Raw genomic sequence first — 25,238 nt, 5'->3', positions numbered from 1 at the left:
ACGGCACCGCCATGAGCACTGCGCGTCTCGCCCGTATCGCGGACCAGATCCAGCGCGAGCTTTCGGAACTGATCCGCCTGGAGCTTCGCGACCCGCGCGTGAAGCTCGTCACGATCACCGGCGTCGAGCTTGCCGGCGACCAGGCGCACGCGAAGGTCTTCTTCACGACACTCGGCTCGCCCGAGGAGGCGCAAGCCTGCGGCGACGGGCTCACCCGCGCAGCCGGGTTCCTGAGGGCGGGTCTCGCGCACCGCCTCTCGACGCGGACCGTTCCCGACCTGCACTTCGCCTACGACCGGTCGATCGAGAACGGCGTGAGGCTTTCGCGCCTCATCGACGAGGCGGTCGCCCCGCTGCCGCCGGCCCCGCCGCACAGCACCGACTGAGGATTCCGAATGGCCGGCGGACCGGACGGGGTTCTCCTCGTCGACAAGCCCGCGGGCATCACTTCGACGCGGACCCTGGCCATGGCCAAGCGGGCCCTGGATGCCCGCAAGGCAGGCCACACGGGAACCCTCGACCCCTTTGCCACGGGGCTGCTTCCCCTGGTCTTCGGCGAGGCCACCAAGTTCTCGCGATTCCTGATCGATTCGGACAAGAGCTATATCGCCACGCTTCGCCTGGGGGCCACCTCCACGACGGGCGATACGGAAGGCGAGATCGTGCCCGGGACTCCGATTTGTATTTCAATTTCGGAGATCGAGGCCTGTTCGCGGGAGCTAATGGGTGTTTCGACGCAGATACCCCCCATGCACTCTGCCGTCAGGATCCAGGGGCAGCGCCTCTATGACCTGGCGCGGCAAGGGGTCGAGGTGGCTCGCGAACCCCGGGTCATTCGGATCGACCGGATGGAGATTGTGGAGTTCTCCGGCGAAAAGCTCGTAATTTCGGTTAAATGCTCTAAAGGAACCTATATCAGAACCTTGGCGGAAGCGCTGGGAGAGCGGTTGGGATGCGGGGCGTACCTCACCGGATTGCGCAGGACGGTGACCGGAGCCTTCGGCATCGAGGAAGCCGCGTCCCCTGACGCGCTGGCGGACATGGGGATCGAGGCGGCACGGGCGAGGCTGCTGCCGGTCGAGGTGCTCGTCCAGTCGCTTCCCCGGTCGGACCTGGGCGAGCAGGAGGCCTGGGCCATCCGAAACGGACAGGAACTCGTCGCCGACCCCGGCTGGCCGGCGGGGGAGCGGGCGGTCTTCGACCCGGCGGGCCGATTCATCGGCGTGGCACTGGTGGCGAACGGCGGCCTGGCTGCCGTACGCCTCATGACGACCGGCCCGATGGGGTAGGCCTCTGATTCTGCTTGAATTTGAGCCCTGAAACTTGCTAAAATGACCCTTTCCCCGAGATCATGACCATCATTACGGGCGAATCGCCCAGGAGAGTTCAGCAATGGCCGTAACCACCGCCAACAAGGCGCGCGTTGTTTCCGAATTCCAGCGTGGGGCGGGTGACACCGGGTCTCCCGAAGTGCAGATCGCCCTTCTTACCGCGAACATCAACAGCCTCACCGACCACTTCAAGGCGAACGTGAAGGATCACCATTCGCGCAGGGGACTCCTGCACATGGTGAGCCAGCGCCGCAGCCTGCTCGACTACCTCAAGCGCTGCGACGTCGACAAGTACCGCTCGACGATCGAACGCCTCGGCATCCGCAAGTAGGCAGCCCCCGGGAACAACGACCCCGCGACGATCCCTTTCCGGGCGTGCGCGGGGTTTTTTCGCCGGGAGCCCGGTCAGGATCCGCCGCCGGGCGAAGTTTTCCCCATTCCAAGAGGATTGATACCCGTGAAACCCATCAAGAAGACTTTTGCGCTCGGTCGGCACCAGGTGACCCTGGAGACCGGCGAAATCGCGCGCCAGGCCGACGGCGCCGTGCTCGTTACCATGGACGATACCGTTGTGCTGGTGGCCGTCACTGCGCGCAAGGACGTGAAAGCGGGGCAGGATTTCTTCCCCCTGACCGTCGATTACCAGGAGAAGACCTATGCCGCGGGACGCATCCCCGGGGGCTTCTTCAAGCGTGAAGGCCGACCCTCCGAGAAGGAGGTCCTCACCTGCCGTCTCATCGACCGGCCCCTGCGCCCGCTCTTCCCCCACGGGTTCTACAACGAGGTGCAGGTCGTCGCAACGGTCCTGTCGATCAACCCGGAAGTCGATTCCGACATCCCCGCGATGATCGGCGCCTCCGCCGCCGTGACGCTGGCCGGCATCCCGTTCGATGGCCCCATCGGCGCGGCCCGCGTGGGCTACCTCGATGGCGAATACATCCTCAACCCGACGAAGACGGAGCTGGAAAGCTCGAAGCTGAACCTCGTCGTGGCCGGGACGGCGCAGGCCGTGCTCATGGTCGAGTCCGAGGCGAGCGAACTGTCCGAGGAAGTGATGCTGGGCGCCGTGGTGTTTGGCCACGAGCAGATGCAGGCCGCGATCAAGGCGATCAACGAACTCGCGGAAGAGGGCGGCAAGGACGACTGGGACTGGGCACCTGCCCAGAACGACCCGGCGCTCGTGGAGAAGATCCGCACCATCGCCGAGAACGACCTTGGCGACGCCTATCGCGTGAAATCGAAGTCGATCCGCCAGGAGAAGCTCGAGGACGTGAAGAAGCGCGTGCTGGAAGCGTGTGTCGTGAACGCCGACCCGCCCGCCGACGGCAATGTCGTGCGCGGCATCCTGAAGGACATGGAGTCGAAGATCGTGCGCGGCCAGATCCTCAACGGCGAGCCGCGCATCGACGGCCGTGACACGCGCACGGTGCGCCCCATCTCCATCCGCCCCACGCTGCTGCCGCGCGTGCACGGCTCCGTTCTCTTCACCCGCGGCGAGACGCAGGCCATCGTGACGGCCACGCTTGGCACGGGGCAGGACGAGCAGAGGATCGACGCGCTGACGGGCGAGTACACCGAGCGCTTCATGCTGCACTACAACTTCCCGCCGTACTCCACCGGGGAGACGGGCCGCGTCGGTGTCCCGAAGCGCCGCGAGATCGGCCACGGGCGCCTGGCCAAGCGTGCCCTCCTGGGCGTCCTGCCGACCCGCGAGGAATTCGGCTACACGCTTCGCGTCGTCTCCGAGATCACGGAGTCGAACGGCTCCTCGTCGATGGCCTCGGTCTGCGGCGGCTGCCTTGCGCTCATGGACGCGGGCGTGCCGCTCCACGGCCACGTGGCGGGCATCGCCATGGGCCTCATCAAGGAAGGCGGCCGCTTCGCGGTGCTGACCGACATCCTGGGCGACGAGGATCACCTCGGCGACATGGACTTCAAGGTGGCCGGCACGGACAAGGGCATCACCGCCCTGCAGATGGACATCAAGATCAACGGCATCACCAAGGACATCATGAAGGTCGCGCTCGACCAGGCGCGCGAGGGCCGCATGCACATCCTCGGCCTCATGAAGACCGCGGTGCCGGGTCCGCGCGAGGAGCTCTCCACCTACGCGCCGCGCGTCATCAAGATCAAGATCAACCCGGACAAGATCCGCGACGTGATCGGCAAGGGCGGCAGCGTGATCCAGGCGCTCACGCGCGAGACCGGCACCACGATCGACATCGAGGACGACGGCACCATCTCCATCGCCTGCCTGTCGGTCGAGGCCGGCGAGGACGCGAAGAGAAGGATCGAGGCGATCACCGCGGACGTGGAAGTGGGCCGGGTGTACGAAGGCCCCGTCGTGCGCCTGCTCGACTTCGGCGCGATCGTGCAGCTGCTGCCGGGCAAGGACGGCCTGCTGCACATCTCGCAGATCGCGCACGAGCGCGTGAACGCGGTGTCGGACTACCTCAAGGAAGGCCAGATCGTGAAAGTGAAGGTGCTCGAGGCCGATGACAAAGGCCGCGTTCGGCTGTCCCGGAAGGTGCTGCTCGACCCGCCGGCCAGGCGTGAGGAGCCGGCGACCGCCCCCGCGGGCGACGGCGGCGCACCGGCGCAGTAAACGGTCCGGGCTGGAAGAGCCCGTGGTGTAGGGTCCGAGGCGAGGGCAGCGTATAATCCGCGCTCGCCTTGGATGTATCCGACGGGGTGTAGCGCAGCCTGGTAGCGCACTTGCTTTGGGAGCAAGTTGTCGGGGGTTCGAATCCCTCCACCCCGACCAGTTTTCCCGCCCTTGGATGGTTCGGTTTGCGCCCGTAGCTCATTTGGATAGAGCACCGGCCTTCTAAGCCGGGGGTAACAGGTTCGAGTCCTGTCGGGCGTGCCAGTTTTTTCCGGCCTCGCGAATCGAGGCCGGCAGTGGTGGCTGTAGCTCAGCGGTAGAGTCCTGGATTGTGATTCCAGTTGTCGTGGGTTCGAATCCCATCAGCCACCCCATCATTGCCAAGCCGGGCCGGGCGCCGAGGCAAGGAGGCACATCATGAAAATCCTCATTCGAGCCGCCATCGTGGTGCTCGCCTGCCTTGCGGGTAAGACCTGCCTTGCGCAGTCACCGGCGGCGTCCGACGCTGAAGGACTCGTCGCCATCAAGGCACGCAACGTGGACCGGGCCTGGCTGCTGCCGGGTGCGGACTTCCGGCCGTACACGAAGGTGCTGCTCAAGAACGCCGATGTAGCCTTCCAGAAGGACTGGCTGCGCGACATGAACAGCAATCGCGGGGCGCGCCCGAGCCAGGTGACCAAGTCGGACGCACGCAAGATCGTCGAGGCGGCGCGATCCGGATTCGACGAGATCTGGGCCCAGGCCTTCAGGTCCTCCGGCTACGCGGTCGTGACGAGCCCCGGCGGCGACGTGCTCGAGGTTTCGCCGCGCGTCGTGGACCTCTACGTGAACGCGCCCGATGTGCTGAACGCCGCCGGAACGCGCCTCTACACGGTGGAAGCCGGGGAGGCCACGCTGCGCATGGACATACGGGATTCCCTGACGGGAACCCTGCTCGGGCGGGTCGCCGACCACCGCGAGACGCTGAAGACTCCGCGGGCCCAGGCCACCGACTCCGTCACCAACCGCGAGCAGTTTGCCCAGATGTTTGCGGTCTGGGCGCTGGTCGCGGCCAAGGGGCTGCAGGAACTCAAGGCGAATTCGCCGTTGCCCGAAACACTCCAGCGGGAGCGCAAACCCCCGTCGCGCTAGGCTCTCCCCGGGATGGCTTCGCTTCCGGGGCCGCGAGCGTCAGTTCAACCCTTCCTGCGATTGCGCACCAGCCACGCATCGACCAGCGCCACCGTCTCGTCCACGCTGGCATTGCGCATCCCCTTCTGCGCGGCCACGGCCTGCACGAGCCGGTCGACGCGTTCGATGTACTGCGCCCCGCCTGCCAGGGCGCGGGCCGCAGACGACGGGCTTTCGAGCGAGAGCGCGGCGGCCGCGTACTTCTCGAACGGCACCAGGTCCGCCGCGTCGGCGCCCAGCGAGACGCACAGGCTCACGACCCACTGGTAGACGGCCCGCGAAGCGGCCAGGTCGCCATGAACCGCCTCCTTGATCGGGCGCACGGAATCCGCCTGCACGCAGCGATAGTTGCCGGCCAGGAGCATGGCCCACTTCGCCAGCGGCACGAACACCGACTCGTGCACCTTGAGCTTCACGGGCAACTCGATTCTCTGGCCATCGAGGTCGAACCGCGCCGCCTCAATGTCCGCCGCGAGTCCGCGCAGGAGGGCGGTGTGCGCATCCGATTCGAACCGCGCGGCCTTGAAGTTGCTCGGCAGGCGCACCTGGAGCACGTTGGCCTCATCCTCGGGCGGACGGAACGCCTGCGCGTCGGGGCTGCAGAGCGTCATGAATTGCGGCTCGAACGCATCCCACACGGAGGGATCCGTATAGCAGTCCACGCAACGCGCCACGTCGATCCCCGGGACGCGGCGCAGGTAGGGAACCGGCGGCATGTTCATGATCGACATGCAGGGAACGCGGGATGTGGCTACCGTGCGCAGCAACTCGCGCACGCCGGGCGAGCGGTACTGCGGTTCCTGCATCGCCAAGGCAACCAGGTCGTAGTCGGCGGGAGCGACCGCGCCGGGTCCGTCGGCGGTGAGGTTGCCCGCCAGGCTGCGCGAATTCACCTCGACAAGGCCGTCGCGCCCTTTCGCGGGCAGGCGCAGGATCGCGCCCCTGTCGTTGATGAGCGTTGCCTCGGCGGGAAGGCAGACAAGTTTCACGGTGTGCCCGGCAAGGGCCAGCTTCACGCCGAGCAGCGAACCGTACGAGGCACCCAGCACCAGGATCTTCCGAACAGTCATGCGTTCTCCTCCTTCGCTTGTGGCGGCGCGGACGGGGAACGACTTCTCGTGGATGCCGGAGCCCCGATCGCAGTCCGTTGTTGTGGGGCCATCGTAGGCCCGCTGCGCGGCGGCGGTGCCTGATTCCGGGAGGAAACGGTTGATACCTGTTTGGCGGGAGTCGGCGCCCGCGGGCGCCGGGCGGCGGGAACAGCCGGACGGCGTCAGGCCTTGTTGCGCATCAACCGCTGCTTCTCGCGCAGCCAGTCGCGGTCCTTCTGCGCCTCGCGCTTGTCATGCTGCTTCTTGCCCTTGGCCAGCCCGATGTCGGCCTTGATGCGGCCCTTGGCGTAGTGGAGATTGATCGGGACGAGCGTGTAGCCGCTGCGCTCGACCTTGCCGATGAGCCGGGCCAGCTCGTTCCCGTGCAGCAGGAGCTTGCGGGTGCGGGTGGGGTCGGGGTGGATATGCGTCGATGCCGTGGGAAGCGCGCTCACGTGCATGCCGATGATGAACGCCTCCGCGCCGCGCACGATCACATAGGCCTCCTTCAGCTGCACGCGTCCCGCGCGGATCGACTTCACCTCCCAGCCCTCGAGCACGAGCCCGGCCTCGAAGCGCTCTTCGATGAAGTAGTCGTGGAAGGCCTTGCGGTTGTCGACGATGCTCATGGGGGAGGACGCGGGGGCGGACGGGACAATTCCGCGCGAGGTTCGCATTCTACCGGGGGTGCGCCGTAAAATGCCGCTGGCATGCCTACCATCATCCGCAAGGTCATCGTCGATCGCTCCGCCGAGGCCATGTTCGCCCTCGTGGACGGGGTCGAGCACTACCCGCAGTTCCTCCCCTGGTGCAGCGGCATCGAGGTGTTCGGCCGCACTCCGACCGAAACGTGCGCGCGTATCGACATCGACTTCCACGGACTAAAGACCCACGTGGCCACGCGCAATCGCAACGAGCCACCCGAGTGGATCCACCTCGAGCTCGCCGACGGGCCCTTCGAGCGCCTGGCCGGGCACTGGCACATCCGCCCGCTGGGCCCGGAGGGTTGCGCGATCGAGTTCTCCATCGACTACGCGTTTTCCAGCCGGGCACTGGACACCGTGATGGGACCGGTGTTCGGCCAGATCATGGAGACGATCGTGGACCGATTCGTCGAGCGGGCTGCGGCCCTGCGCCGCTCGGAAGCGGCGGCGCAGCCCGCGGCAGGCTCCTGATGCGCGTTCTCGTCGTGGTGGCGCTTGCGGAGGCGCAGGACGTCGTCGCGATCGAGCTCGATGAGGGAGCGAACCTCGCCCAGGCGCTGGTCGCCGCCCGGGTGGCCGAGCGCTTTCCGGGTTTGACGCTGGATTGCGTGGGCGTCTGGGGAAGGCGCCGCAGTCCGGGCTTCGTGCTGCGCGATGCGGATCGGGTGGAAATCTACCGGGACGTGCGAGCCGACGCGAAGGCCATGCGACGTGCGCGGGCCGGGATCAGGTCTTCGCCTCGATCTCGAAGCGGGCCCTGATCCAGTCGGCGCCCTTCTTCGCGATGCGGTTGAGCCGGATGCGGTAGGTGGCGCCTCCTGCCTCCAGGCGGTACGGCGTCGTGGCTGAGAAGTCCGTGGCGCGGATCATGATCGAATCGAGCCGGCCGCTCGCCTCGGTTCCCGGCAGGTAGAGGGCCTCGATCGCGGCGCCCCCTTCCGCGGGTGAGAGCTCGATGAGCAGCGGCCGGAAGGAAAGGACCTCGACACCGGCAAGGATCTCGCCGCGCACGCGGTTGGCGAGCTTTCTCACCACGCTTCCCAGGATCCATCCGCCCGACAACTGGTTGCGAAGGCCGATGACGCCATTGAGCATGACCGTATCGGCGGAGGCCTTGTCCACGAGCAGTCCGTATCCCTTGGAGCTCAGGTCCTTCACGCGCCAGGTCTGGATGTCCGGGTCCACGGCGACTGCGGCTGCGGGCGCCGTCTCAATGGAAGTCAGTGACAGCCCCGATGGGGTGATCTCCACCATTTCGGAGGTCACGGTGACCCCCTGGGAAGCCGTCCCGGCCTGTGCCGGCTCGGGCCCCCGGCGGATCTTCGCCAGCACGCGCTCCATGCCTGCCACGACCTCGATCTCGCGATCCTCGAACCGCGTTCGCTCCTCGATGCGGTTCTCCGCGCTGGCGATCATCGACTGGTAGAGCTTTTCCATGACCGCGAGCAGCGCCACATGCTCCTCGACGGGGAACACGGCGCCGGCGCCATGCCCTGCGTAGAGCTTGCCGTGCCGCAGCCCAGCCTGCACTTCCTCAAGCTGGGCGTTCAGGCCGTCGGTGCGAACGTACCGCACGGTGTCGCCGTGGCTGTCGTTCCTCATGAGGTGCAGGCCCCGATCCGTCGCGAGATCCACGTAGAAAAGGTGCGAGCGTGACGAGTAGTCCGTGTCGAGCGAGTAGTCCCCGCACCACGACGAGAACCAGCCGTCGGCGATTTCGAGCTGCACGCGCGACAGGTTGCCGGCATTGACCAGGTCGAGAATGAGCGTGCGCAGGAAAAGCGATTGCACGGAAGGCCTGAAGCTCGGCTGCGAAGGATGGAGGACGAAGGGAACCTGCGAGTACCCCCCGGACTCCGCGAGGGCGTAGAGGGCGTGCAACTGCTTCCACGGCACGCTCCGGCCGGGCTCGCCCAGGAAGCAGCCCCACTTCACGAAACAGTGGATCGCGTTCATCGCAAGACCGGTCACCCGGAACTTCATCTCGGCGGATTCCGGCGTCGTGGCCCAATCGTCGCGGTGGCGCAGGAAGCGCTGGAACCCGTTGGCAATTTCCAGGCAGATGCGCTGCACGGTATGCGCGAAGTCGCGCTCGGCCTCGGCGACCGACGCGGGCCCGCGAAGGAACTCGAACTGGTCGTAGAGCAGCAGCGCCTCGAACTGCTCCTCGACCCGCGTCAGCCGATCGAGTCGATCGGCAGTGAAAGGCGGGGTGTCCTTGCCGAGCTCGCGCACAGCCGCGAGGAAGAGCGCACGCGAACCCGCGTCGCGAATCGACTTCGCGGCGAGCACCCGGTCGAGGTCCAGGGGATAGGCAGCGCTGGCGTCTTGCGTCACGGGCGATCCTCAGGCGACGTTGAACATCTCGACGTTCTTGAGTGCCGGCATCGGGTCGGCGGCAAGGTCCGAGTCATTGAGACCGGCGTCCGCGAGGAGGCCGGCGTGCAGGCTGGCCGCGTGCGCGTCGGTGGTGAAATCCATCGGCGCGTTCAGCCAGTTCTCGGCGAGCGGATCGAAGGTGACCGGCATGATCGCCTTCGAGGCGGAGTAACCGATGGTCTCGAGGTTGTTGACCGGGGCTTCGCGATAAAGGGCGTTGCCGGGATCGATCTCGCGCCCGATGAACTGCACCTTTCGCCAGTCCTGGCTCGAGCCATGGTGCTCCTGGAAGCGCGCCGCGAGTTCGGTGAAAGCCCCGGAGAGGTTTTCCAGCCGGAAGATCTCGAACAGGGCGAGCCACGGCTTGAGGGAGGCCGGGTTCTCTTCCGCCGCGAATTGCAGCAGCTCGATCGCACGCGCAATGGCCCCGTCCTCGTAGAAGAGCCGCGCGGCCTTCACGATCGATTCCGGCTGGTCGAGGTTGATCGTGCCGCCCGCGATTTCCGGAAAGCGTTCCTCGATGTAGCGCCGGCGAAGCGCCGTCGGGTCGGCACCCGGGATGCGCGTGGCGAGGCTCGCGTCGGAATCCGCCACGACGCGATGTTCCGCCTCGTCCGGCAGCGCGGTCTGGCCGGCGCTGCTCGCGCTGCTCCCTCGCATCAGGGCTTCCGCCTCATCCAGGTCGGATGCGGCGGATGCCGCCTTGGGGGGCGGTGCCACCTTCCGGCGACGGGACGACAGATGCCAGGCAAGTGCCGCGATGCCGGCAACAAGCAGGGCAAGCACACCCCACAGCCACGACGGTGCCCCGTTCGCCTGTGACACGCTTTGATCGGGAGAAGCAGAAGGAGCGGGGGGCGTGGGCTTCTTGTCGGATGCGCCAGTCCTTGGCTCGGGGAGCGGGGCCTTGTCCGGCACGGCGGGTCTTGAATCAGGCGCGGCGGGCTTCGCGGCGGGCACCGGTGGGGTCGGCTTTTCGATTGCCGGATTCGCGGGAACGGCGGGCACGGGAGCCGGTGCGACCGGCGCCGGCAGTGGCGCAGGCGCAAGCGCCGCGGCAGGCATCGCGGGCGCGGCGGGCGCGGCAGGCTTCGCAGGCGCGGCAGGCGACAGGGCGGAAAGCTTCAATTGCAGCTCCGCAACGCGGCCTTCGAGCTGCCTCAGGCTGTGGCGCATCGTGAGCAGCGCAGCGACCTGGTCGTCCGCGTCGAGAACCAGCAGGCGTTCGCGCAACTGGGAACGCGTGCGATCGTCGATGCCGCGACTTCGGCTCAGGTCGACCTCCGCGGATGAAAGTCGCAGCACGAACGGGCTGGCCCTGGGTGTAGCCTTCGTCGAAGCCGGTGGCTTCGGCGCCGGCGCCTCGCGAATTGCGGCGGGAGCCTTCGAGGCTGGGGGACGTTCGGGCTTCGGTGCGTCGGTCTTCGCCGCCACGGCCGTTTCGCGTTGCGGATCTGCGACCTTCGATGCCGCCGGAGGGCGCCCGGTATCGTCGGCGCTGCGGCGCGGTGTGGAGGATCCGGGCGGCGTCGTGGCCGGGCTTGTCGCGACCTCCTGCTTGCGCGCGGGCGCAACTTCCGGAGTCGTCGCGAGGCTCATCGAAAACCGGCGCAGGTCAGGCAGGGCGATCTCGGTGCCCGGGGGGAGCGGCTCGTCAGGCGCCAGGCTGGCCAGCGAGGTGTTGCCCGCTCGAAGCGCTTGCAGGTAGGCTTCGCGGGCCCTGCGGTTCTTCGGGTAGATCGCGGTGGCGATCGACGCCAGGGTATCGCCGGGCAGTGCGCGAAACCCTTGTCCGCCGGGCGGCGCGGACTCCCTGGTGGCGGTCCCGGTGGCATCGCCGGGGGCAGGGCCTGTCGTGGTGCCGGCGGCATCCCGGGCTGCCGCTTGCGGCAGCACTGCGCGAGCGCTGAAGAGGAGTTCGTAGTCCCGGGTCGTCGCGCGGCCCCCTGGGCAAGAGGCATTGAGCCGGATCTGCAGCACCGGCTCCTGGATGGCCGACACCGTTCGCAGGCGAAGCCGGGACGCCGCGGCCAGCGTCTCGATGGCGATCGTGGGCTGCGCGGCCACCAGGAGGTCGGTCGCGCGGGCGTTGCCCAGCCGGAAACATCCCGGCTCGACCGCCTCGCCGGGCAAGGTCTTGAGGGCGACGGTCGCGTCGAGCGGTTCGCCAAGGGACGAATGCACCTGCAGGTCGCCCATGCCGAGCGCGGCCGCGGGCAGCGCGAGCCCGGAAAGGAAGCAGGCCAAACCCCGCCGGATGATGGAGGATGCGTGCGCCTTCATGGGTTCCTGTGTCGCCTCTAGCGGGCGGTTACCCCTTGGTGGCTCATGAAGCCTTGCAGGCTTCGTCGACGGTCTTCTGTGCCTTGACGCGCTCCGCCTCGATCTGCTGGTCGTCCAGGAGGATGCGCTCGCCCTTGGCATCGGTGGTGGAAATGCGGCCGCCGTCGGTCACCGTGCGCAGGTAGGCTTTCGCACGGGCGCAGTTTTCCTGATCGATCTGCGCCTTCTGCGCGGCATTGTCGGAGACTTTCGCCTTTTCCTGAGCCGCTATCTTGGCCTTTTCGGCCTCCTTCTGGCGATCGACAGCCGACCGTTGCGGGGCCGCGGGCTGGCTCGTGTCCACGTTCAACTGCTTGGCCTGTGACGCGGGGGGCGCCTGGTCCGAGTAGGTGACGCGCCCGTCCTTGTCCACCCATTTGTAGAGCTGCGCGACGGCCGTGGTGGAGACCACGAGGGTACAAGCGAGTAAAAGGATCTGCTTCATGGCGAACTCCCTTATCGGCGGTCGGCTCGTTGCTCGACCTTGGATCACTTATTGCGCGACGGCCGGGTAGGCCAGTTGTTCGAGACCGAGCTGCGCGAGCTCGCTTGCCCGTCTGGCCTGCCGTATCGCGGCGGCGTTGTCGCTGGCCGTGAGCGAAGCGCGGGCGCCCACCAGGGCTTCCCACGCCTTTGCCCAAAGCGCACGGCGCGCGCGCGCGCGCTGGATGTCCGTTTCCGCCTGGGCCAGCAGCGCGCTGGCTTCTTCTGCGAGCGCTCCGGGATCCGCGGAGGGCTTCTCGACGGCCACCGGCGCCACCGTCGGTGCCACGGGCTGCGCGGGCGGCTCGGTCGCGGTCGTCGCACATCCGGCCAGCCCCAGCGCGGCAATCGCGAGGACCGTCGCGAGAGCCCGCAGCCGCATGCCCCAAATCCGTGATCTTTCAAGCATTTACGAAACCTTACCGAGAAACTACCGCAACGTCAATCAAGGGGCTCGTCAGTGGCCGAGATTGTTGGGATGGGGGCCACCCCGGTATAATTTCCTTTTGTATCGAGGCTAAAGCATGCGCGTCATCCAGAAAGCGCTCACATTTGACGACGTCCTCCTCGTTCCCGCCCATTCGATCGTCCTTCCCCGCGAAGTCAGCCTCACCACCCACCTCACGCGGTCGATCCAGCTGAACCTGCCGCTCCTTTCCGCCGCCATGGACACGGTGACGGAGTCACGGCTCGCCATCGCCCTCGCGCAGGAAGGCGGCATCGGCATCGTCCACAAGAACATGCCCCCCGCGGCCCAGGCGGGCGAAGTGGCGAAGGTGAAGCGCTTCGAGAGCGGCGTGGTGAAGGACCCGATCACCATCACGCCCACGATGTCGGTGCGGGAGGTCTTCGAGATCACGCGCAAGCACCGGATCTCGGGGCTGCCCGTGCTCGACGCCGGCCGCGTGGTCGGCATCGTCACCAACCGGGACCTGCGCTTCGAGACGAATCTTGACCAGCCGGTGAAGAACATCATGACGCCGCGCGACAAGCTCGTGACGGTGAAGGAGGGCGCGAGCCTGGAGGAAGCCAAGGCGCTCATGCACCGCCACCGCCTCGAGCGCGTGCTCGTGATCAACGGCGACTGGCAGCTTCGCGGCCTCATGACGGTGAAGGACATCCTCAAGTCCTCCGAGCACCCCAACGCCTGCAAGGACCAGCAGGGGCGGCTTCGCGTCGGCGCTGCGGTCGGCGTGGGCGAGGGCACCGAGGAGCGCGTGGAAAGGCTCGTGGAAGCGGGCGTGGACGTGCTCGTCGTAGATACGGCGCACGGCCACTCGCAGGGCGTGCTCGACCGCGTGAAGTGGGTGAAGAGGCAATTTCCCCAGTTGCAGGTCGTCGGCGGGAACATCGCGACCCGGGACGGCGCGAAGGCGCTGGTGGACCACGGGGCCGACGGCGTGAAGGTGGGCATCGGCCCGGGCTCGATCTGCACCACGCGGGTCGTGGCCGGCGTGGGCGTGCCCCAGATCACCGCCATCCAGAACGTGGCCGCGGCCCTCGAAGGCAGCGGCATTCCCTGCATCGCCGACGGCGGCATCCGCTTTTCCGGCGACGTGGCCAAGGCGATCGCGGCTGGCGCTTCCAACGTGATGCTGGGCAGCCTCTTCGCCGGCACGGAAGAGGCGCCCGGCGAGATCGAGCTCTACCAGGGGCGCTCCTACAAGTCGTACCGCGGCATGGGGTCGCTCGCAGCGATGCAGAAGGGGTCGAGCGACCGCTACTTCCAGGAAGGCGACATGAACGCCGACAAGCTGGTCCCCGAGGGCGTCGAAGGCCGCCTGCCGTACAAGGGGCCCGTGACCGCGATCGTCCACCAGCTCATGGGGGGATTGCGCGCCAGCATGGGCTACACCGGGTGCCGGTCCATCGAGGAGATGCGCGCGCGGGCCGAATTCGTCGAGATCACGTCGGCGGGCATGCGCGAGTCGCACGTCCACGACGTGCAGATCACGAAGGAAGCGCCGAATTACCAGATCGACTGAAGGCGGGATGTCATGGACCGGATCCTCATCCTCGACTTCGGCTCGCAGGTCACTCAGCTCATCGCGCGGCGCGTGCGCGAGGCCGGCGTCTACTGCGAACTGCACTCCCACGACGTGGACGAGCGGTTCATCCGCGAATTCGCGCCGAAGGGGATCATCCTTTCCGGCAGTCACGCATCGGTGACGCAGGAGGAACCTCCGGCGGCCGACCCCTACGTGTTCCACGCCGGCGTGCCGGTGCTCGGCATCTGCTACGGCATGCAGACCATGGCCTCCCAGCTGGGTGGCGAAGTCGAGGCCGGCAAGATGCGCGAGTTCGGCTACGCGCAGGTCCGCGCGCGCGGGCACTCGAAGCTCTTCGACGGCATCCAGGACCACGCGAATGCCGAAGGCCACGGCCTTCTCGACGTGTGGATGAGCCACGGCGACAAGGTGACGAAGCTCCCGCCGGGGTTTTCGGTCATGGCATCCAACGAGGCCTGTCCCATCGCCGGCATGTTCGACGACGCGCGGCGCTTCTATGCGGTGCAGTTCCATCCCGAAGTCACGCACACGAAACAGGGGCGCGCCATCTACTCGCGCTTCGTGCACGAGATCTGCGGCTGCGAGCGGCACTGGAACATGCCGGAGTTCGCGCCGCAGGCGATCGCGAGGATCCGCGAGCAGGTCGGCGGCGACGACGTGATCCTGGGCCTTTCGGGCGGCGTCGATTCCGCCGTGGCCGCGGCGCTCATCCACAAGGCGATCGGGGACCAGCTCACCTGCATCTTCGTGGACACGGGGCTGCTGCGCCTGAACGAGGGCGACCAGGTGATGGACACCTTCGCGCAGCACATGGGGGTCAAGGTGGACCGCGTGAATGCCGCGCCAGAGTTCTATCGCGAACTCGCCGGCGTGGCCGATCCCGAGCAGAAGCGGCGCATCATCGGGCGCCTCTTCGTCGAGGCGTTCCAGCACGAGGCGAAGGCTCTGCCGAAGGCGAAGTGGCTCGCACAGGGAACGATCTATCCCGACGTGATCGAATCGGCCGGCGCCAAGAACAAGAAGGCGGTGAACATCAAGTCGCACCACAACGTGGGCGGGCTGCCGGAATCGCTGCACCTGAAGCTCCTCGAGCCGCTGCGCGAACTCTTCAAGGACGAAGTGCGCGCGCTGGGCCTGGAACTGGGGCTGCCGCGCGACATGGTCTTCCGCCATCCCTTCCCGGGACCGGGGCTCGGCGTGCGGATCCTGGGGGAAGTGAAGGCGGAGTACGCGGCCCTGCTGCAGCGGGCGGATGCGATCTTCATCGAGGAGCTGCGCAGCACGAAGGCGCCGGACGGCTTGTCCTGGTACGACAAGGTGGCGCAGGCATTCGCGGTGTTTCTCCCCGTGCGCTCGGTGGGCGTGATGGGGGACGGACGCACGTACGACTACGTGGTCGCGCTGCGCGCCGTCGAGACGACCGACTTCATGACGGCGCACTGGGCGCAACTGCCTTACGACCTGCTCGGCCGCGTCTCCAACCGCATCATCAACGAGGTGCGCGGCATCAACCGTGTGGTCTACGACGTCTCGTCGAAGCCGCCGGCTACGATCGAGTGGGAATGACTGTCATGGTTGATGCTGTAGAAATGTCATACGAGTCATGCAATTGACTGTTTGCATCAACTATTGTCGTTCTGCAGCAAACAAGATGACTGCTCTGTCTTGAGTGATTGAACCCTAAAGTGCTTCCGGGTTTCCCTCCATCTGGGGTGCGCGCAGATATACACGTGAAGTTGACGGTAAATCGGACGCCAAAAAGCGGGGTTTTGGCCAGATCCCTTCGTAGAACCCCGCGGCTGACGGGTGTGTCTCGGACTTTCACTCAATGTCTCCCCGGTCGTGCCGGAGCCTCTCGATGGCGTCGGCTTCCGGCGGATTGGAGGTTTGCTGTTCAGGTCGAGTTCACGACGCCGGGGCCAGCCGGCTGCGCGGGTGGCGGTCTGATTTACGCAAATCCGGAGGCAGCGGGGAGACTTGCGGGCCCGTGGGTCGGCGCTGCGGGAAGAAGGCAGGCTCGCCAGCCGTGGCGGCCGGGATTCCGGGCTGGCAGACTCCGCTCACGTGGTGTTTGAAATGCCTTGTATGCAACTTCTTGCCCGCTCGTGACAAACTGGCGCCTGCTGCACCACGCGTAGCGCAATGAGAATGCCCCTATGCAAAAGAATTCGGTTTTGACGGATTCAGATGCCGAGATACTTCACAAAGCGGCCAGTCCGGGTGGCGTGGTCCCGGGCGGCTATAGCCGGGTTTCAGTGATTCTGGCAATGGTGCCATTGCTGGATCAATTTGGCGTCGGTCTCGATGGTGTCCTTCGCGAGTCCGGGCTGCCCGCGGATCAGTTTGATGATCCCGAGAACCTGATTCCGTTCCGTGAGGGCGGCCGATTGATCGGCTTATGCGCTGACCGTACTGGTTGTGCACACTTGGGGTTGATGTTAGGAAAAGGTGCAACACTGGAATCCTTTGGGATCGTCGCGGATCTGGTCAAATCGGCGGCCGATGTGCGCAGCGGGCTTCGACTGCTGGGGCGCTACCTGACTCTGAGCGATGGTGGCGGTCTGGCGACATTCTCTGAAGACGGCCAGATCGCGGAGTTGAGCTACGCGCTCTACGAGCCGGGCATTGAGCGCCCCGAATTCATCTACGATCTTTCTCTGTGCGGATTGATGAACATCATGCAATCGCTGTGTGGCCTGCACTGGCGCCCGGATGAAGTTCTATTTTCCCGGAGACGCCCGCACGACCTGAAGCCCTATAGGGATTTCTTCAGCGCGCCTCTGCGATTTGATGCCGAACACACAGCCCTTGTGTTCAAACGCGAGTGGCTGGATGCCCCACTGACAACAAGCGATCCCGCGGGTTTGCTGGCACTCGAGGCACAGGCCCGGGACATGGAAGCACGAAGTACAGGTGATCTTCTCGCCCAGATCAGGCGGATCGTGCGCCGCCAGCTCCTGAGCGGATCGACATCGAGCGCGAAAGTTGCCGATGAACTGGCCGTGCACCCGCGTACGATGGCGCGTCGGCTGGTGGCGCACCAGACCGCGTTCCGTTCGCTGGTCGATGAAGTACGCTACGACGTTTCGCAGCAGCTATTGACGACCCACTTGCCGATCCTGGCGATCGCGCAATGCCTGCAATACGCCAACCCCGCTGCCTTTACCCGTGCATTCCGACGCTGGTCAGGAGCGCCCCCGTTGCGTTGGCGCGCGCGCCTGGTCGTGCCCCGGGAAGTGGTGTAAGAGCTGATGTGTAGAGGGGCCCCTTTCGGGGGGTCATCGGGTTTTCCGCTACGGTTGCGTTTGCGAGAACGTCACCAACAACGGAGAGAACACCGATGACCGACATGAGGATGGCACTGGCGGAGCTTCTTGAGAAGGGGTCTGACGCCGACCTGCTGCGCGAGATGGTGGGTTTCGTGGCCCAGCGGATGATGGACCTGGACGTCGAGGGGATCTGCGGCGCCGAGCACGGCGAACGCAGCGCTGAGCGCAGCAACTGGAGGGCATTCATCCGGGACAGCGCGAACTGCAAACGCGAGTTACTTGACAGGCTCGATCTCGCTCGGCCGCCAGGTCTTGTCGAACCACGGTTCGAGTGCGCCGTAGAGGCGCAAGGCCACGAAATAGCCAGTGCCCGACGTGGTCTGAACCCAGTTGGACTCCTTTCCTGCCGGGGCTTTGGGACCGAAATACACGTCGACCGAGCCATCCGCGTTTTCCTGCAGCCCCTTGGTCTGGCTGCTGACACTCGGGAAGCGCTGATCCGTCTGGATCATTGAGCGCGTCTGGTTGCCGTAGAGAATCAGCGACCAGAAGTCCTTCGCCGGCGCATTTGGCGGCAGGTGCACCTTGTAGTTCTTGCCTCCGTCCAGCGGTTGGCCCCCGGCGTCGCGGCCGGTCAAGGCGTATTGGGAACCCTTGCCCACGATCTTTGCCTCCATGGCAGGCGTGACAAGGATTGCCTGGGCGAAATAGAAGGTCGCCGCGTCCAGGTTCAAGACGCCGGGCACGGTCTGGAACTGGTAGCCGCCGATGAACGGCCGCTGCCAGTTGCTGTCGGGATAGTAATAGACGGCCTTTTCCCGGGACTGAAAGGCGATGGCCCGGGAGGTGGCATCTCCCACGGTGGCCGCTTCGGTCAGAATTTTCTTCATGCGCGCGTCGGGCGCGAAGGGCTTGCCCTTCTCGATGCCGATGGACTGGAAGAAGCCGAGCTGGACCGGGTCGAGAGAGTCAGTCGGCTCCTCCTGCACGACCTCGTTGAGCAGTTCCCAGAAACGGTAGTCCGCCGGATACACGCTGTTGAACGGCTTGCCCGACATGTCCACAAACTTGAGCGGCGGATGCGCCTTGCCGGCATCGGCCAGCAGATAAATCTTCGTGACTTTCTTAACGCCTTCCACGGTCGGTTTCGGGTCGTCGTTCACCATGAAGCTGCGCCAGGGGGTCCACAGACCGTAGGTCGGTGAATGCACCACAAAATAGCCCTTTGGCACATTGCCCTTGTAGCCGGGCGGTAGATACAGATACTTGCCACCCTTGCCCTTGTCCGGACCGGTAATGCCGATATCTGCGACCCAGCGGCCCCACATGTCGTTGGCAGTGCCGAGGGATTTCGGGGGCAATTCCAGGACGAGCGGCCCCTTGCTGAGGTCAATCCATAACCAGTTGTAGATGGTGTTGTTGTTGGCCGTGAGGATGATGCTGCGCGCGTCCTGCAGCTGCTCGAAGATCGGCAGGATCGTATTCAGTGGACCGAGCGTGCGGTAGGCATCGCGGTTGGCCGCTTGGCTCACGACCGGGATGGCTAGCAGATACGCCTGCACCGCTCGCTGGAAGTCGAGGTTGTCATAGAGTTTTTCGGTCGAGGCCTTGTCGGGGAAACCGTCAAAGAAGTGTAGCGTGCCGATTTTGGTGTCGACGCTATCGGGTACCTTCACGCCGGTCGGCGTTTGCGTCGAGTATTTGAACTGCGGATTTGCCGGCGGGCCGTTGAGCGCTTGCGCATAGACACGGGAAGTCGCCGCCATGGTAATGGCGGCGACCGCGAGTGTTGTGACAAACAGATGATGTTTCATTGTTGCGATCCCCTTGTTTTTCAGAATTTGCCGGTCAGTCATGAGTGAGGTGCGTGTCTATTTCGCCAGCTCCACATCTCCCGGCCGCCAGGTCTGGTTGAACCATGGCTCCAGCGGACCATAGAGTCGCAGGCCGAGGGTGTAGCCCTTGCCGGGCATGGTCTGCACCCAGTTGCTTTGATGATCGGCCGGTGCCGCGGGCCCGAGCCAGATGGTGACGCCACCATCCGCGTTCATCTTGATGCCCGGAACCGTGCTGTCGGTGCCCGCCAGCTTCTGGTCGGTCGGGAGCATCGAACGAGTCTGGTTGTCATACACGCTGAAGGACCAGAAGTTTTTTGCGGGTATCGGACCGGGTAGCGTCACCGTGTAGGTGTGATCACCATCCAGGTAGTTTCCGTTCACATCGCGCGCGGCAATTGCGTAGGCGGAACCGGTGCCCGGCTTGGCATAGCTCATTGCTGGTGTGATGCCCGTCGCGTAGAAGAAGAACATCGTCCGCGCGTCGAGCAGACGCTCAGCACCGTTGAGAAACAGGTAGCTGTTGCCTACGAACGGTGAGAACCATTTCCGGTTGGAGAAGAGTGGGGCTTTCGGATCTCGCGAGGCAAAAAAATCCGAGCGGGCGATGGCATTCCCCACCGCCACCGAGTCCGTCAGTATCTTTTTCATCCGTGCATCAGGTGCGAATGGTTGTCCCTTACGTATGCCAATCGCCGCGTACAAGCCCACGGTATCCGCATCGACCCAGTCCGCAGGCTCGTTCTGGACCACAGCGTTCAACTCCTCGTAGAAGCTGAAGTCGTTGGCGCTGATGGTGTTGAACTTCTTGCCCGAGGTGTTCACGAAGGTGGTTGCTGGAGAATTGGCCGCCTGGGAAAGGGGATAGATCGCCGCCTTGGCTTTCACGCCCGCCACCGCCGCCGCGATGTCGCCCTTTTCAACAAATGCGCGATAGAACACCAGCGACCGGTTGGTGCGTGGCTTGACGACGCGGTAGCCCTTCGCGGGCACAGTGCCCTTGTAGCCGGGTGGGACGAACAGGTATTTGCTGCCCGCCCCTTTGTCCGGACCGGTCAGCCCGATGTCGGTCACCCAGCGGAAATCGGCGTCGTCCACCGTACCCAGAACCCGCGGCGGCACGTCTACGACGATCGGTCCATCCTTCAGGTCGACGCACATAAAGGCGTAGACGGTCGTGCTGTTGCCTGTCAGAAACAGCGAGCGGGCATCCATCAGGTCTTCGGTAATGCCGATGCCGTGGTTGGCCTTGAAGCCCGCCGACTCAAAGCCCGCGCAAAAGGATTGGATCGAGGTCGCCGACATGCCCTTGAGAAACGCATCGGTGCCGCGGCTGAAGTCCAACTGGTCATAGGCCAGTTGGACCGTTGCGGGATCGGGGGCGCCGTCCTTGAAGCGCAGCTTGCCGATCCGGGTCTCCACCGTATCGGGTGTCGTGATCTTTGCTGGCACGTTGGGTGCGTATTTCGGTGCAGATGTCTGTGCGATGCTCAAGCCGGGCAGCATGATCACTGCCGTCATCATTGCCATGCCGAACCAGGTCTTGCAGGTCGATTTCATTGCTTCATTCCTCAAGATTTAACGCCGTTCAAGTAAGTAGGGTCACGGTAATTTCGCCCCAGACCTAATTGTTGCTGCTGACCGCCTGACGTTATTCGATACCGGCAGCGGATTTCTTCATGCCTCACGGTTTGCTGTTCTTGCCGGAAGATTCGCGTGCCGGGCTGGTAGTCCGTCCGGCGCGGATCAGGCCGCGCGGTTCACGATTCCCGACGACCACGAACAGGCTGCGCCAACCGGTCCCTGTCGATAAATCACTCATGATCGTCAGCAGCACAGGGCACTGCGTGTGTCACGACCGGCACGGTGTCCCGTGGTGCTGCAGCGTCGCGATGCTCCTCCGTTGTTCCTGACCGTTCTTACCATTTCTCGACTATCTGACGCGCGTTGGTCCCGAGCGGCCGGATTGATCAGATCACGAGCCGCACGGCAATCGCACATCGCCGCACTGGATCTGGCGCAATCCAGAGGGCGTGTCTTGTCGGCGCCATGGCCAAGCCAGGGACAGCTTTGCACCGTGAGGTTGGAGGGCTAGGGGCCGGTGAGGGGCGCTGGAGGACCTGGCTGCGCCGGTCGCGGTCCGCGAAGCACAAATCGGGGGAATCGCGACGATTCGCCGGGCCGTGCCGGGGGAGAGTCGGCACGACGGCCGTGGTGGCAGGGATCCTGGGCTGGCTGAGCCGGGACGCGGAAAGCAGCCACCTGAGGTTCGACCGGGAGGACACTGCCCTCGACGGCCTGCTCAGCCATCCGATCACCTAACCCATGGCGCTGTGACGGTAAAAAAAGACGAAAAATGTGTTAAGAAACAAAAGATTAACTCACCGGATGCCGGCACTTGTTACGCACCATTTCGCCCAATAGAAGGGATTGCTGACGCTGCCAGGAATCGTGGCGAGAACCGATAGATGGATGTCGATACATCTCGAAGGGTGACCCGCGTCGAGTGCAAACCGGCGTGGAAATATGACCAGGTGGGGGTGCGGATTGCGAGCCGGTTGACAACACTGGAGGTCCATCGGGATCCATCGGCCTGTGTCAGTCGACCAGGAGCCGATATCCGACCCCCGTCTCGGTCATGATGTGCTTCGGCTGGGCCGAGTCGTCTTCCAGCTTCTGACGCAGCGTGCCCATGTACACGCGCAGGTAGTGCGTGCTCTCGGCGTGCGAAGGGCCCCAGACCTCGCGCAGCAGATGGCGATGGGTGAGCACGCGGCCCGCATTGGCTATCAGCACGCCGAGAAGACGGTATTCGATCGGCGTCAGATGCACTTCGCTCCCGCGCTTTCTGACCACGCGGGCAGCGAGATCGACCTCGACGCCGCCGAAGCGAACCACCACATCCGTCGCGACAGGCCCGACCCGCATGCGTCGCAAGCTGGCTCGCGTGCGGGCGAGGAGCTCGTTGATCCCGAACGGCTTCGTGATGAAGTCGTCGGCGCCCGCATCCAGCGCGGCCACCTTCTCGCTCTCGTGGGTTCGCGCCGAGAGCACGATGATGGGAACGGCCGACCAGGTGCGAACCTCGCGGATGAAATCCACGCCGTCCCGATCGGGCAGACCCAGGTCCGCTATCACGAGATCGGGCCGCCGCGTCCCGGTTTCGATCAGGCATTGCTTCACGGTGTCTGCCTCGAATACCTGCCAGCCTTCCTTTTCCAGGGACGTGCGCACGAAGTGGCGGATTTCGCGTTCGTCCTCGAGCACCAGCGCGATCGGAGAACGCGACTTCATGCCCGCGCCCGCGCGCTGTCGGCACCTTCATCCGGAGCTCGGACGTCCTCGTCCAAGTCGATCAAGGGGGGCGTCCCCAGCGGAAGAGTGAATGTGAAAGTAGCACCGTGCAGGTGGGTGGGCTCAACGCGAATGCGCCCGCGGTGCGCCTCGACGATCGCCCTGCAGATCGCGAGTCCGAGGCCGACCCCCGGTGTGGCTGACTCCGTGTTGCCGCGCGTGAACTTCTCGAAGATCTGCGCTTCGCGACCGCGCGGCACACCGGGTCCGTGGTCACGGACACTCACGTGCACTTCCTGATCGACCAGGCGGGCGAGGATTTCCACAGGTGAGCCGACCGGTGTGTACTTGCCGACATTCTCCAGCAAATTGACCAATACGCGCTCGATCAACACCGCATCGCATTCAACCAGTGGAACGCTCGGGTCGATGCGTACTTCCACCGTTCGCTCGCCGAGACAATCGTGAGCCGCATTCAGGGCGCCTCCGATGATCTCCTCGATCGACTGCCATTCAACGCTCAATCGGACTTCGCCGCTCTGGATGCGCGCCATATCAAGCAGGTTCGTGACCATGGCCGCCATGCGCAGGGTCCTTTCCCGAATGCCCTCAGCCAGACTCTTCTGGCTCTCGCTCAGCACTGGTTGGCTGGACGTCAGGGTATCCGCCATGGCGACCAGGGCCGTGAGCGGTGTTCGCAGATCGTGCGACAGGGCGGACAGCAGAGAATTGCGAAGTCGCTCCGATTCGATCTGAACGGTGGCCGTGCGCGCGACGTCCACATAGTGAATCCGCTCCAGGGCCATGGCGGTCAATGCCGCAAAGGTCTCCAATTGCCGCCGCTGCTCGGGAACCAGCAGGAAGCGCGGTTGATCGGGCTGTATCGCCAGCACTCCGCGCGAACGCACGGCCGTTCTCAATGGAAGGTAGAGCCAAGCACTGCCCGACAGCGTGTCTGTTCCCAGCCCGGCAGGCTGGTCGTGATCCAGCGTCCATTGCGCCGTGCCAAGGTCAAGGCCCTTGACGGTGTCGGCGTCGGCACGCGGCTGCAGGCGGTCCTCCGAATCCAGCGCGTAGACCCGTACCTGGGCACGAAATTCCCGGGCGATCACCGTCTGCGCGACTTCCACCGCCTGTTCGACGGTCACCATGTTCGACAGATCCCGCGCGGCCTCGAAAAGGGCCCGCGAACGCTCTTCACGATGAGTCGACACGCGCGCCTGGAAACGCAGCCCCGCGGTGAGCTGTCCGGTGACGAGGCCGACGGACAGCATGATGGCGAAGGTCAGCAGGTACTGCACGTCGGACACCGCAAACGACAGTCTTGGCGGCACGAAGAAGTAGTCGAATGCGGCTACGCTGACGATGGCCGCCAGCACCGCCGGTCCGCGGCCCAGCCACACCGCCACGCCGACCACCGCGAGCAGAAAGACCATCACCACGTTGGGCAGATCGAAATACGGCACGAGCAGATGGGTCAGGGCCGTCGTGGTTGCGCAGGCCGCGGCCGCCAGGAGATACGGCCGAAGCGGCGCCGCGCCGGCCCCATCGCTGCCGGCGACGCCATCGCGGGGCCGGGCCGCGGTGCGTGACTTCTGCGCCTGGCCGACCTCGATGCGATCAATGTCGGGCGCCACTGCCGCAAGGGCCTGGCCCAGCGTCCGGCGCGGCCACCAGGCAGACAAGCCGCGGCTGCCCAACACGACCTTTGACAGGTTGTGGGCGCGCGCATGTGCGACGAGCGCCTGCGCTACGCTCTGCGCCGAGAGGACGGCCGTGCGGGCCCCGAGCCGCTCAGCCAGCCTGATCGTTTGCAGTATCCGTTCGCGCCGCGCCTTCTCCAGGCGTTGCAGCGTCGGCGTCTCGACGTACACCGCGTGCCAGGTGACGGCCAACTGTTGCGCCAGCAATGCAGCGCTGCGCACGACATGCTCGGCGAACTCGTCCGGGCCGACGCAACACAGCAGCGCGCCCTCGGTCTTCCAGACCTGCCCGACCTTGCGGTCGATGCGATAAGCCTGCACATCGTCTTCAACACGGTCCGCAGCCCGGCGCAGCGCCAGCTCGCGCAAGGCCATCAGGTTGCCTTTGCGGAAGAAGTGCCTCGACGCCCGCTCGGCCTGGGCAGGCAGGTACACCTTGCCCGCGGCGAGCCGTTCGATCAGCTCGTCGGCCGTCGTGTCGACGAGCACGACCTCGTCGGCACGATCGAAGAATGTGTCAGGCAGCGTCTCACGAACGACGACCCCGGTGATGCCCCCCACCACGTCGTTCAGGCTCTCCAGATGCTGGACGTTGAGCGTGCTGTAGACGTCGATGCCGGCGGCAAGCAGTTCCTCCACATCCTGCCAGCGCTTGGGATGGCGTGAACCCGCGACATTCGAATGTGCCAGCTCGTCGACGAGGATCAGGCCCGGCCTGCTGACCAGCGCGCCGTCGAGGTCGAACTCGGCCAGTTGCTTGCCCCGGTACTCGATCTGCGCCAGTGGCATCACCGGCAGCCCGTCAAGCAGCGCCGCGGTCTCGCCGCGACCATGGGTCTCGACGACCCCGACCACCACGTCCACCCCATCGGCGCGCAACTTGCGGGCCGCCAGCAACATCGCGAAGGTCTTGCCGACGCCGGCCGAAGAGCCGAAGTAGATGCGCAATCGGCCGCGCTTCGCGCGCTGCTCATCCTGCCGGATCCGGGCCAGCAATGCGTCAGGGTCGGGGCGTTGGATTTCGGGCAGCGCCGGCATGGTTC

21 protein-coding genes and 3 tRNA genes are annotated in these 25,238 nt (G+C 65.4%); 13 read left to right on the top strand and 11 right to left on the bottom strand.

Annotated features, from left to right (window positions below; all coding sequences use genetic code 11):
* Positions 1–11 precede the first annotated feature (11 nt).
* From rbfA to IPP91_18055, 8 genes are all read left to right on the top strand, one after another.
* The gene (gene rbfA, locus IPP91_18090) at positions 12–386 is read left to right on the top strand and encodes a 30S ribosome-binding factor RbfA (protein MBL0143951.1); all 375 of its coding nucleotides are present in this window, start codon (positions 12–14) and stop codon (positions 384–386) included.
* 9 nt (positions 387–395) lie between these two features.
* Positions 396–1,289, top strand: coding sequence for a tRNA pseudouridine(55) synthase TruB (gene truB, locus IPP91_18085; GenBank protein ID MBL0143950.1), 894 nt, complete (start codon positions 396–398; stop codon positions 1,287–1,289).
* A gap of 103 nt (positions 1,290–1,392) precedes the next feature.
* On the top strand, positions 1,393–1,662 hold the full coding sequence (gene rpsO / locus IPP91_18080; protein MBL0143949.1) for a 30S ribosomal protein S15: 270 nt from the start codon (positions 1,393–1,395) through the stop codon (positions 1,660–1,662).
* 126 nt (positions 1,663–1,788) lie between these two features.
* Entirely contained in the window at positions 1,789–3,936 is a 2,148-nt protein-coding gene (gene pnp, locus IPP91_18075) for a polyribonucleotide nucleotidyltransferase (protein MBL0143948.1), read from the top strand.
* A gap of 82 nt (positions 3,937–4,018) precedes the next feature.
* Positions 4,019–4,095: transfer RNA gene (locus tag IPP91_18070), tRNA-Pro, on the top strand.
* A gap of 28 nt (positions 4,096–4,123) precedes the next feature.
* Positions 4,124–4,200: transfer RNA gene (locus tag IPP91_18065), tRNA-Arg, on the top strand.
* A gap of 35 nt (positions 4,201–4,235) precedes the next feature.
* Positions 4,236–4,310, top strand: a tRNA-His gene (locus tag IPP91_18060).
* Between the two features lie 43 nt (positions 4,311–4,353).
* Complete coding sequence (locus IPP91_18055) at positions 4,354–5,067, top strand: DUF3313 family protein (GenBank protein ID MBL0143947.1); 714 nt, start codon at positions 4,354–4,356, stop codon at positions 5,065–5,067.
* Between the two features lie 44 nt (positions 5,068–5,111).
* Here IPP91_18055 and IPP91_18050 read toward each other — a convergent pair whose 3' ends face one another.
* Both IPP91_18050 and smpB read right to left on the bottom strand, forming a co-directional pair.
* Complete coding sequence (locus IPP91_18050; GenBank protein MBL0143946.1) at positions 5,112–6,176, bottom strand: hypothetical protein; 1,065 nt, start codon at positions 6,174–6,176, stop codon at positions 5,112–5,114.
* A gap of 203 nt (positions 6,177–6,379) precedes the next feature.
* Positions 6,380–6,826, bottom strand: a complete 447-nt coding sequence (gene smpB / locus IPP91_18045) for an SsrA-binding protein SmpB (protein MBL0143945.1) — start codon at positions 6,824–6,826, stop codon at positions 6,380–6,382.
* A gap of 81 nt (positions 6,827–6,907) precedes the next feature.
* Between smpB and IPP91_18040 the strand changes: the two genes are divergently transcribed.
* A complete protein-coding gene (locus IPP91_18040) occupies positions 6,908–7,372 on the top strand; it encodes a type II toxin-antitoxin system RatA family toxin (GenBank protein MBL0143944.1) in 465 nt (154 codons plus the stop codon).
* Complete coding sequence (locus tag IPP91_18035) at positions 7,372–7,662, top strand: RnfH family protein (GenBank protein ID MBL0143943.1); 291 nt, start codon at positions 7,372–7,374, stop codon at positions 7,660–7,662. The genes IPP91_18040 and IPP91_18035 overlap by 1 nt, the downstream gene beginning before the upstream one ends.
* On the opposite strand, the gene IPP91_18030 is transcribed toward IPP91_18035, so the two are convergent.
* The 4 genes from IPP91_18030 to IPP91_18015 are packed head-to-tail and all read right to left on the bottom strand — an operon-like array spanning position 7,628 to position 12,467.
* The gene (locus tag IPP91_18030) at positions 7,628–9,238 is read right to left on the bottom strand and encodes a hypothetical protein (protein ID MBL0143942.1); all 1,611 of its coding nucleotides are present in this window, start codon (positions 9,236–9,238) and stop codon (positions 7,628–7,630) included. The genes IPP91_18035 and IPP91_18030 overlap by 35 nt on opposite strands.
* A gap of 9 nt (positions 9,239–9,247) precedes the next feature.
* Entirely contained in the window at positions 9,248–11,563 is a 2,316-nt protein-coding gene (locus IPP91_18025) for a hypothetical protein (protein MBL0143941.1), read from the bottom strand.
* 43 nt (positions 11,564–11,606) lie between these two features.
* Entirely contained in the window at positions 11,607–12,047 is a 441-nt protein-coding gene (locus IPP91_18020; GenBank protein MBL0143940.1) for a DUF4124 domain-containing protein, read from the bottom strand.
* 48 nt (positions 12,048–12,095) lie between these two features.
* Entirely contained in the window at positions 12,096–12,467 is a 372-nt protein-coding gene (locus IPP91_18015; GenBank protein MBL0143939.1) for a hypothetical protein, read from the bottom strand.
* A gap of 142 nt (positions 12,468–12,609) precedes the next feature.
* On the opposite strand from IPP91_18015, the gene guaB reads away from it, so the two are divergent.
* From guaB to IPP91_18000, 3 genes are all read left to right on the top strand, one after another.
* Positions 12,610–14,070, top strand: a complete 1,461-nt coding sequence (guaB, locus tag IPP91_18010) for an IMP dehydrogenase (GenBank protein MBL0143938.1) — start codon at positions 12,610–12,612, stop codon at positions 14,068–14,070.
* A gap of 12 nt (positions 14,071–14,082) precedes the next feature.
* The gene (gene guaA / locus IPP91_18005) at positions 14,083–15,660 is read left to right on the top strand and encodes a glutamine-hydrolyzing GMP synthase (protein MBL0143937.1); all 1,578 of its coding nucleotides are present in this window, start codon (positions 14,083–14,085) and stop codon (positions 15,658–15,660) included.
* A gap of 590 nt (positions 15,661–16,250) precedes the next feature.
* Positions 16,251–17,339, top strand: coding sequence for an AraC family transcriptional regulator (locus IPP91_18000; protein MBL0143936.1), 1,089 nt, complete (start codon positions 16,251–16,253; stop codon positions 17,337–17,339).
* Positions 17,340–17,638: 299 nt separating this feature from the next.
* Here the strand turns inward: IPP91_18000 and IPP91_17995 are convergent, their stop codons facing one another.
* The 5 genes from IPP91_17995 to IPP91_17975 form a co-directional block, all read right to left on the bottom strand.
* The gene (locus tag IPP91_17995) at positions 17,639–19,177 is read right to left on the bottom strand and encodes a DUF1254 domain-containing protein (protein ID MBL0143935.1); all 1,539 of its coding nucleotides are present in this window, start codon (positions 19,175–19,177) and stop codon (positions 17,639–17,641) included.
* A gap of 57 nt (positions 19,178–19,234) precedes the next feature.
* Positions 19,235–20,728 carry a DUF1254 domain-containing protein gene (locus tag IPP91_17990; protein MBL0143934.1) on the bottom strand — a complete coding sequence of 498 codons (1,494 nt, stop codon included), beginning with the start codon at positions 20,726–20,728 and terminating at the stop codon, positions 19,235–19,237.
* A gap of 154 nt (positions 20,729–20,882) precedes the next feature.
* Positions 20,883–21,035: a hypothetical protein gene (locus IPP91_17985; protein ID MBL0143933.1), complete on the bottom strand. Its 153-nt coding sequence runs from the start codon at positions 21,033–21,035 to the stop codon at positions 20,883–20,885.
* A 761-nt stretch (positions 21,036–21,796) separates the two neighbouring features.
* Entirely contained in the window at positions 21,797–22,492 is a 696-nt protein-coding gene (gene kdpE / locus IPP91_17980; protein ID MBL0143932.1) for a two-component system response regulator KdpE, read from the bottom strand.
* The gene (locus IPP91_17975; protein MBL0143931.1) at positions 22,489–25,233 is read right to left on the bottom strand and encodes a DUF4118 domain-containing protein; all 2,745 of its coding nucleotides are present in this window, start codon (positions 25,231–25,233) and stop codon (positions 22,489–22,491) included. Before IPP91_17975 ends, kdpE begins: the two co-directional genes overlap by 4 nt.
* Between the last annotated feature and the right edge of the window lie 5 nt (positions 25,234–25,238).

The organism is Betaproteobacteria bacterium, from assembly GCA_016720855.1.
Taxonomy (GTDB): Bacteria; Pseudomonadota; Gammaproteobacteria; order Burkholderiales; family Usitatibacteraceae; genus FEB-7.
The sequence above is the reverse complement of the archived record's forward strand: the minus strand, read 5'-3'. Positions and strand labels throughout refer to the sequence as shown.

Excerpts from the sequence above, each read along its gene's own strand:
- IPP91_17975 (MBL0143931.1), bottom strand. The coding sequence starts at position 25,233 with ATGCCGGCGCTGCCCGAAATCCAACGCCCCGACCCTGACGCATTGCTG.
- IPP91_18015 (MBL0143939.1), bottom strand. The coding sequence starts at position 12,467 with ATGCGGCTGCGGGCTCTCGCGACGGTCCTCGCGATTGCCGCGCTGGGG.
- kdpE (MBL0143932.1), bottom strand. The coding sequence starts at position 22,492 with ATGAAGTCGCGTTCTCCGATCGCGCTGGTGCTCGAGGACGAACGCGAA.
- IPP91_18000 (MBL0143936.1), top strand. The coding sequence starts at position 16,251 with ATGCAAAAGAATTCGGTTTTGACGGATTCAGATGCCGAGATACTTCAC.
- IPP91_18050 (MBL0143946.1), bottom strand. The coding sequence starts at position 6,176 with ATGACTGTTCGGAAGATCCTGGTGCTGGGTGCCTCGTACGGTTCGCTG.
- IPP91_17990 (MBL0143934.1), bottom strand. The coding sequence starts at position 20,728 with ATGGCAATGATGACGGCAGTGATCATGCTGCCCGGCTTGAGCATCGCA.
- rbfA (MBL0143951.1), top strand. The coding sequence starts at position 12 with ATGAGCACTGCGCGTCTCGCCCGTATCGCGGACCAGATCCAGCGCGAG.
- IPP91_18025 (MBL0143941.1), bottom strand. The coding sequence starts at position 11,563 with ATGAAGGCGCACGCATCCTCCATCATCCGGCGGGGTTTGGCCTGCTTC.
- rpsO (MBL0143949.1), top strand. The coding sequence starts at position 1,393 with ATGGCCGTAACCACCGCCAACAAGGCGCGCGTTGTTTCCGAATTCCAG.
- IPP91_18040 (MBL0143944.1), top strand. The coding sequence starts at position 6,908 with ATGCCTACCATCATCCGCAAGGTCATCGTCGATCGCTCCGCCGAGGCC.
- IPP91_18020 (MBL0143940.1), bottom strand. The coding sequence starts at position 12,047 with ATGAAGCAGATCCTTTTACTCGCTTGTACCCTCGTGGTCTCCACCACG.
- guaA (MBL0143937.1), top strand. The coding sequence starts at position 14,083 with ATGGACCGGATCCTCATCCTCGACTTCGGCTCGCAGGTCACTCAGCTC.
- guaB (MBL0143938.1), top strand. The coding sequence starts at position 12,610 with ATGCGCGTCATCCAGAAAGCGCTCACATTTGACGACGTCCTCCTCGTT.
- IPP91_18035 (MBL0143943.1), top strand. The coding sequence starts at position 7,372 with ATGCGCGTTCTCGTCGTGGTGGCGCTTGCGGAGGCGCAGGACGTCGTC.
- smpB (MBL0143945.1), bottom strand. The coding sequence starts at position 6,826 with ATGAGCATCGTCGACAACCGCAAGGCCTTCCACGACTACTTCATCGAA.
- truB (MBL0143950.1), top strand. The coding sequence starts at position 396 with ATGGCCGGCGGACCGGACGGGGTTCTCCTCGTCGACAAGCCCGCGGGC.
- IPP91_18055 (MBL0143947.1), top strand. The coding sequence starts at position 4,354 with ATGAAAATCCTCATTCGAGCCGCCATCGTGGTGCTCGCCTGCCTTGCG.
- IPP91_17995 (MBL0143935.1), bottom strand. The coding sequence starts at position 19,177 with ATGAAACATCATCTGTTTGTCACAACACTCGCGGTCGCCGCCATTACC.